This is a genomic window from Halorubrum sp. Hd13 (assembly GCF_002252755.1).
Taxonomy (GTDB): domain Archaea; phylum Halobacteriota; class Halobacteria; order Halobacteriales; family Haloferacaceae; genus Halorubrum.
The window spans coordinates 1-4,355 of sequence record NZ_NHOY01000062.1 but is presented as its reverse complement, the minus strand read 5'-3'; the positions used below and the strand labels follow the sequence as shown (position 1 = coordinate 4,355).

Annotated in this window: 3 protein-coding genes; 1 reads left to right on the top strand and 2 read right to left on the bottom strand. The window is 68.8% G+C overall.

Annotation, left to right across the window (positions count from 1 at the left end; all coding sequences use genetic code 11):
- Positions 1 to 318: 318 nt before the first annotated feature.
- The gene (locus DJ81_RS08555; RefSeq protein ID WP_094589279.1) at positions 319 to 1,476 is read right to left on the bottom strand and encodes a HAMP domain-containing sensor histidine kinase; all 1,158 of its coding nucleotides are present in this window, start codon (positions 1,474 to 1,476) and stop codon (positions 319 to 321) included.
- A gap of 200 nt (positions 1,477 to 1,676) precedes the next feature.
- Between DJ81_RS08555 and DJ81_RS08550 the strand changes: the two genes are divergently transcribed.
- On the top strand, positions 1,677 to 3,755 hold the full coding sequence (locus DJ81_RS08550) for an ABC transporter ATP-binding protein (protein ID WP_094589278.1): 2,079 nt from the start codon (positions 1,677 to 1,679) through the stop codon (positions 3,753 to 3,755).
- Positions 3,756 to 3,856: 101 nt separating this feature from the next.
- Here DJ81_RS08550 and DJ81_RS08545 read toward each other — a convergent pair whose 3' ends face one another.
- Positions 3,857 to 4,315 (bottom strand): OsmC family protein, encoded by a 459-nt coding sequence (locus DJ81_RS08545; RefSeq protein WP_094589277.1) that lies wholly within the window; start codon positions 4,313 to 4,315, stop codon positions 3,857 to 3,859.
- Between the last annotated feature and the right edge of the window lie 40 nt (positions 4,316 to 4,355).

The window sequence follows — 4,355 nt, the reverse complement described above, 5'->3', positions numbered from 1 at the left end:
AGCACCGCAGCGAAGGAGCGGTAGCGACTGAGCGAGGAGCGCAACAAGCCGCGCGAGTCGTCGCGGCTGGGGCTTTGGAGGCCTTCACCGTCAAAATCGGATCAGCTACTTAAAAACGAGCGGCTGGGGCTTTGGAGGCCTTCACCGCGGTAGCGTCGATCACTTATAAAAATCTGACAGCGACACCACGATCGGGTTTATAAATGACTTCTCTCACGACGCACTACACTCACTCCCGCAATCGCTCGCTGCCGTGTCCGTATCGACCGCAACCGAGACGGAGCGTCACCCGACGGAGACCACAACTGACCCCCTCGGCTACTCGCCGCCGTCCGTTCCGTCCCCGACGAACTCCATCCCGGTGATCTCGAACCGCGCCCCCCCGGCGGCGCTCTCCGTCACGGCGACCTCCCAGCCGTGCGCCGAGACGACCTGCTGGATGATCGTCAGCCCCAGCCCGGTGCCGGACGCGCCGGTGGTGTAGCCGTCGACGAACACCTCGTCGCGCTCGGCCTCCGGGATCCCCGCGCCGTCGTCCTCGACGTAGATCCCCGACCCGTCCGCGAGGTCGCCGACTCGGATCGACACGCCGTCGCCGCCGTGCTCGACACTGTTCCGGAACAGGTTTTCGAACACCTGTTGGAGGCGGCTCCAGTCGCCGAGGGCGACCCGGTCGGTGTCGACCGCCAGCGTCGCGTCGCCGGTGGTCACGAACGACCAGGACTCGCGGGCGAGCGCCGCGAGGTCGACCTCCTCGCGCCCCCCGATCGCCTGTCCCTCGCGGGTGAGGAAGAGCAGGTCGTCGATCAGCGACTCCATCCGGTCGACCGCGTCGCGGCACCGCTCGAAGTGCTCCGGATCGCCGGTCTCCTCCGCCAGATCGAGGTAGCCGTCGACGATCCCGAGCGGGTTCCGGACGTCGTGCGAGACGACGCGGGAGAACTCCTCCAGCTGGTCGCGCTGCCGCTGCATGCGTTCGGTCGCCTGCTTCCGGAACAGCTCGTAGCCGACCCACTGGGCCAACAGCTCCACGAACGTCTCCTCGTCCTCGGAGAAGGGACGGTCTCTCGCGTCCGTGTCGGCGAAACAGAAGGTCCCGTACACCTCGCGGTTGACCACGACCTTCGCGCCGATGTACGCCTCCAGCCCGAACTCCTCGTAGGCGGCGTCGCTCTCCCACCCCTCCACGCGGGCGTGCTGGACCGTCAGCGCGCCGTCCATGTCCACGGTCCGCCTGCAGTACGCCTTCGACAGCGGGCAGCTCCGCCCGGCCTGAAGCAGCTCGTGATCGCCGCGCGCGTCCACGATGACCTGCGTCTCGCCGTCGATCTCGGTGAGGAAGCCGGTCTCCACGTCGAGGTACGCGCGACCGAGATCCAGCAGGTCCGGGAGCTTCTCCTCGAAGGGACGCTCCTGGTCGGCTGTGATCCGGTACATGCGGCGGAGGGCGTCTCCCTCGGACAGTGCGTCACTCATCGTCGATCACGACCGCGATGTGTTATCCCCGTCTTCTCTCGGCTTAAACCGGACGGTGCCGGCCCGGGCGTTCGAGTTAAACCGGACGGTGCCACCCGGGCGTTCGAGTTAAACCGGACGGTGCCACCCGGGCGTTCGTCGAATCCGGCCGGACCGACCGAAGCCGTCGGATACATGGGTCTCGCACGGTTGCTATCCCCATGGCTGCCGACGACCGCAACGCCTTCGAAGTGTACCGGGACCGGGTCGACCGTCCGCTCCTCCGGCTGTTCCGGGAGTACGGCGCCGGCGAGGCCCACTGGCTCGTGATCGGGATGGCCGCCAACGTCGTCGCCCGCGTCGCCGGACTGGTCCCGCCGGTCGTGCTCGGCGTCGCCATCGACGCCGTGTTCACGGGCGACGGCCCCTACACCCTCCCGATCGTCCCCGACGCGTGGCTCCCGACCGCGGGGCCGGCGCAGTTCCGCCTCTCGGTCGTCCTCATCGTCGGCTCCTTCCTCGTCACCGGCGTCTTCACGTGGATCTACGGGATCGCCGCGAACAACTTCGCCCACCGCGTGATGCACGCGGTCCGAACCGACTCCTTCGACCGGATGCAGCGGCTCGACATGACCTTCTTCGACGACAAGCAGACGGGCGAGGTGATGAGCGTCCTCAACAACGACGCCTCCAACCTCGAGGTCTTCCTCGACAACGCCCTCCAGAACTCGGCGCGGCTCGGCGTGATGGTCGCCGGCATCGCCGGCGTCCTCTTCTACTACAACTGGGAGCTCGCCTTAATCACCCTCTCGGCGATTCCCCTGATGATCCTCTTCACGCTCTGGTTCATGCGGGCCGTGGAGCCGCGGTACGTCGCCCAGCGCTCCGTGGTCGGCGACCTCAACACCGCTCTGGAGAACGCGCTCTCGGGCGTCGAGCTGGTGAAGACCTCCAACACCGAGCCGTACGAGAGCGAGCGCGTCGAGACGGCCTCTCACCAGTACTTCGAGCGGACGATGTCGATCCTCCGACTCAACTACGTCTACCGCCCCGGGATGGAGCTGTTCGCCGGCCTCGCGTTCGCCGCCACCTTCGCCGTCGGCGGCTACTGGCTCTCGGCCGGGCCGCCGGGGCCGTTCACGACGACGCTCACGGTGGGGACGTTCGTCACGTTCGTCCTGCTCACCCAGCAGTTCGTCGCGCCGCTCGCCGAGGTGTCGAACATCATCGACCAGTACGAGAACGCGAAGGCGTCCTGCGAGCGCGTGTTCGGCCTCCGCGACATCCCGATCCGGATCACGGACGACAGCGACGCGGTCGCGCTCGGCGGCGAGAGCGGGAGCGCCCACGGAACCGACGGCGACGGAGGTCCCGGTGACGGCGACGCCCACACCCACGGCGGCGTCGCCGGCGCGGTCGAGTACGACGACGTCTCGTTCGCCTACCCCGAGAACGCGCTTGTCGACCCAGCCGACGCGGAGGAGGAGGTCATCACCGACGTCTCCTTCGCCGCCGATCCGGGCGACACCGTCGCCCTCGTGGGGCCGACCGGCGCCGGGAAGTCGACGCTCCTGAAGCTCCTCTTGCGCCTCTACGACGTCACCGACGGCGCGGTCCGGGTCGACGGACGCGACGTGCGCGACGTCGCCGTCGAGAGCCTGCGCTCCGCGGTCGGCTACGTCGCGCAGGACACCACGCTGTTCGACGGCACCATCGCCGAGAACGTCCGGTACGGGCGGTTCACGGGCGTCGACGACGACGTCGAGAGCGACGCGGTCCGCGAGCGGGTGATCGAGGCCGCCAAGGCCGCCGAGGCCCACGAGTTCATCGACTCGCTCCCGAACGGGTACGACACCCGGATCGGCGAGCAGGGCGTGAAGCTCTCGGGCGGCCAGCGCCAGCGCGTCGCCATCGCCCGCGTCGTCCTGCAGGACCCCGCCATCCTCATCCTCGACGAGGCGACCTCCGCTGTCGACACCGAGACGGAGATGCTGATCCAGCGCTCGCTCGACGAGCTCGCGGCCGACCGAACCACGTTCGTCATCGCGCACCGCCTCTCGACGGTGACCGACGCCGACACGACCCTCGTGTTGGAGGACGGGGAGGTCGTCGAGCGCGGGACCCACGACGACCTGCTGGCGGCCGACGGGCTCTACGCGAAGCTCTGGGGGGTGCAGGCCGGCGAGATCGAGGAGCTGCCGGAGGCGTTCGTCGACCGCGCCCGCGAGCGCCACGTCGACCGCGCGGTCGAGCGGGCGGTCGACGGGGAAGCGGTCGAGAGCGAGACGCTCGACGACTGAGCGGAGACGTCGGTCGTCGGTGCGTCGGTACCAACCGCTCGTCTTCCGGATACGACCGGCGAATCGGCCGTCGGAACCGGCCCGTGCTCTCAGCCGCCCGTTCAGTCCCGATGAAGCCTCACGTCGGTCGGCGTCTGGGCCGCGAGGTTGTCGCTTAGCGGACACCGCTCCTCGACGGCGGCGGTGAACTCGGTGAGCGTATGTTCGTCGACGTCGTCGGCGAAGTCGACGTCGACGGTCGCCTCCACGCCCCGGTAGCCGGCGCGAGGGTCCTCGGCGTGACCGAGGTGCTTCCGGGGGTCGAACTCGCCGGTGGCCTCGACTTCGACGCCCTCGACGTCGAGGTCGAAATCCGGGGCCACCGCCCGAACGGTCGCGTTGAGACAGCCGGTCCAGGCGGCGAGCAGGTACTCGACCGGCATCGCGCCCGCGTCTTCGCCGCCCATCGCCTCCGGGTCGTCCATCACCAGCTCGTGGCCTCGGGTCCCGGCTACGAACTTCGACTCGCCGTCGCTCTCGCCGCGCACGGTCATCCGCTGTGTGGTGTCGGTATCGCTCATCACGCGAGTTACCGGCCGGAGGGGTCGTGTTAACTTAAGC

Coding starts and splice junctions, on each gene's coding strand:
- DJ81_RS08555 (WP_094589279.1), bottom strand. CDS start 1,476: ATGAGTGACGCACTGTCCGAGGGAGACGCCCTCCGCCGCATGTACCGG.
- DJ81_RS08550 (WP_094589278.1), top strand. CDS start 1,677: ATGGCTGCCGACGACCGCAACGCCTTCGAAGTGTACCGGGACCGGGTC.
- DJ81_RS08545 (WP_094589277.1), bottom strand. CDS start 4,315: ATGAGCGATACCGACACCACACAGCGGATGACCGTGCGCGGCGAGAGC.